This window comes from Dialister sp. UBA1703, assembly GCA_002320515.1.
Lineage (GTDB): Bacteria > Bacillota > Negativicutes > Veillonellales > Dialisteraceae > Dialister.
On the sequence record DCJJ01000063.1, the window covers coordinates 1 to 3,072 of the forward strand.

Annotated in this window: 3 protein-coding genes; 1 reads left to right on the top strand and 2 read right to left on the bottom strand. The window is 53.4% G+C overall.

What is annotated here, in order from left to right:
• Positions 1 to 250, top strand: a 250-nt coding sequence (locus tag B2Y11_RS02985; RefSeq protein WP_291056038.1) for a hypothetical protein, incomplete at its 5' end; no start/stop codon positions are given.
• 529 nt (positions 251 to 779) lie between these two features.
• Here B2Y11_RS02985 and B2Y11_RS02990 read toward each other — a convergent pair.
• Both B2Y11_RS02990 and B2Y11_RS02995 read right to left on the bottom strand, forming a co-directional pair.
• Positions 780 to 1,583: an ABC transporter ATP-binding protein gene (locus tag B2Y11_RS02990; RefSeq protein WP_291056040.1), complete on the bottom strand. Its 804-nt coding sequence runs from the start codon at positions 1,581 to 1,583 to the stop codon at positions 780 to 782.
• On the bottom strand, positions 1,583 to 2,587 hold the full coding sequence (locus tag B2Y11_RS02995) for a FecCD family ABC transporter permease (protein ID WP_291056041.1): 1,005 nt from the start codon (positions 2,585 to 2,587) through the stop codon (positions 1,583 to 1,585). The genes B2Y11_RS02990 and B2Y11_RS02995 overlap by 1 nt, the downstream gene beginning before the upstream one ends.
• Positions 2,588 to 3,072 lie beyond the last annotated feature (485 nt).

Sequence of the window (3,072 nt, forward strand, 5' to 3'; positions counted from 1 at the left end):
CGTACATCCCTTCGCCACTTCGTGGCCCTCTTCCCCTAAAGCGGACGCAAGAACGTTACGGGATTTGCTTTTCTGTGTCATATGGCTTGAAAACAATTCTGCTGACTGGTTCGCTGCGCTCGCCCCCCTATCCGGCTGCGCCATTGGACACGCCTTTGGCGTGAGGGTTCACAGGGTTCAGAAGGTTCAAAAGGTTCAGAGGGTGATGGTGGCGGCTCCGCCGCAGATTTTAAAAAAGGGGGCAGAATAAAACTCCGTTATGCTGTGAGCTGCTTATGAAAGGACTGCTTTGCGGAGCTTTATTGTCCACTGTGCACATCCTGCATAGGATGTGCAAGTCGGGCGAAGTAAGGCGCCTAGCCTGCCCATAAAGGCGCTTTCCTTTTGTCGCCCGACCGATACCGCGGTGGCAAGGGAACTGGATTCGCAGGGAGCCGTAGGCGACTGAGAATCCAGTGACACGCTTCCCAACGGGGCGGGAAGGTGGTGCCGTAAGCCACAAAAGGGGAAATGCATTTCCATCGCCCGCCAGGGCGGTTGGCCTGTTTTCCATCGCCCACAGGGCGGTTGTAATGGTTTTATCATAAGAGGGCGCCTTCTATAAATTAAAGGCGCCACCACAACCCTTTGAACCTTGTGAACCTTTTGAACCCGGGCGCCGAAAGGCGCCTGAACCCTCAAGCCCCAAAGGGGCTTGTCCCTAAGGCGCAGGCCCCTGCGGGAATACTGGAAAGCACCGCCCCAATCCCGGCTGCGCCGCCAGCCCACTATCCAAACACTTATGTATCCGATTTATCAAGGAGCCCGTTGATGCAGATCATAGGCCTTCCCTTTCTCATTTCCACATCCGCATCCACATCGAAAACTTCTGCAATGGCTTCGTGGGTCATGACTTCCATAGGCGGACCGTGGCGCTCTATGACGCCGTTTTCCAGGACAAGAAGATCCGTGGAGTAGCGGACGGCCTGGTTGATTTCATGAAGGACCATGACTACTGTCAGATTTTCTTCTTCGTTCAGTTTGGATACCAGCTCCATCACTTCCAGCTGGTGGCAGATATCCAGATAGGTGGTAGGTTCATCGAGAATGAGGATCCTCGGTTCCTGGGCCAGGGCCATGGCAATCCATACTCTCTGTCTTTCACCGCCGGACAGACTGGCTACCAGACGGTCTTTGAGATGGGTGGTATTTGTTTTCTCCATGACTTCCGCCACCACTTCCCTGTCCTTTGTGGAAACGCCGCTCCACCAGTGCTGGTAGGGGTAACGTCCGCAGGAAACCAATTCTTCGGAGGTCATGTCCTTGGGAACATCATGGAACTGGGGCAGGAATGCCACCACCCGGGCCAGTTCATTGAAACTGTAGGAGGAAAGCGGGCGGCCTGCGATTTCAATGGACCCTTTCTGGGGTGTCAGATTTCCTGTTACCGTCTTCAAAAGGGTGGATTTACCGCAGCCATTTCGTCCCAGGAAGGTGACAATGCTTCCCGTTTTAATGACACCGCTGGCACCGCGGAGGACGTGATGATTTCCAAAGGAAACATGAATGTCTGAAATTCTAATGGCTATATCGTTCGTACTCATTATGCGCTCCTCCTTAAGAGATACAGGAAGAAAGGCGCACCCAGAAAGGCCATGATAATCCCCGCCGGTATTTCAATAGGCGAAAAGAGCACCCGTCCTAGGGTATCGCAGAAGACCAGCACACCGGCCCCCAGAATGGCAGAGCCCGGCACCACATACTTATAGTCCGTGCCGATGATGAGGCGTACAATATGGGGCACCACAAGGCCTACAAAACCGATGAGTCCGGCAATACTGACAGCACCGGCAGCCAGGAGGGCTGCCACGGCAGTCATGGAGAAACGGACTTTTTCCACCGGCACCCCAAGGCCTCTGGCTGTCTCATCGCCAAGGCTGAGGATAGTCAGTGCCTTGCAGCCTGCCAGAGCAAGCACAAGGCCCAGCACTGTATAGGGAAAAAGTGCTTCCACCTGGGGCCAGCTTCTGGCAGACAGGCCGCCCACCATCCACAGGAGGGCGCCCTGCACTTTATCGGAATAGAAAACAAGAAGGGCGGAAATACCGCTTCCCAGAAATGCGCTCACTGCCACACCGGCCAAAATAATGCGGCTGGGGCGGATACCGTTTTTCCATGCCAGCGCATAGACGGCAGCGGCGGAAAGCATGGCTCCCACAAAGGCCACCGGCGTCAGGAGGAGGGAAGCTTCCGGCATGAAAATCAGCATAATCACCCCGGCCAGGCCGGCGCCGCTGGAAACACCTACAATGCCCGGGTCCGCCAGGGGGTTCTTCATGACGGCCTGCAGAATGGCACCGGATACGGCAAGGTTCGCCCCTACCAGGGCGCCTACAATATTCCGGGGGAACCGGATATTCCAGATGACCATTTCATCGGTGGTTTCCACATTTCCCAAAAGGGTATGCAGGATCGTGCCGAAGGAAATGTCCGCCGAACCGAAAATCAGGCTGAAAATCATGGCAAAGGCAGTAAATACAGCAAACAGGACAATGATAAAAACCCGCAGGCCCTTACTCTTCCCTGTTTCATTTCTCTTTTCTTCCATAGGCATACTCCTCCATAAGAAAAACCGCTTCCAAAATAATAAGGAAGCAGTGGCTGATTCTTTGAATCGCACATTGCTTCCTTAACATAGAAATTTCAAAATATCAGTACTATTTAATTATAGCATTTTCTTATACTAATACAAGAGGTATGGGCTTTGAGGGTTCCGGTTCAAAGGGTTTAAAGAGGAAGGTTAACGCCCGCTTCGCGGGCGAAGGTTGTGGAGGCGGCTATGATTATAAAGTCAGCGTTACGGGGCTTGCATTGTGCCACTATGGCTTTCCCGTCATTTCGAGCGTAGGTACTAGCCGGTATGGATCCCATAGTTTCATGAAGCCAGTGAAACGGAGCCGAGAAATCTCCCGGTAGAATGCTGACTTGGGGCAGTAACGACCGCATAGAATATCATTTCTCTGCTTACCCTCGTACACCTCCGCTCCGCTAACGTGGCCCTCGCCCCCTAAAGGGCAATGCCACTTAGTTAAG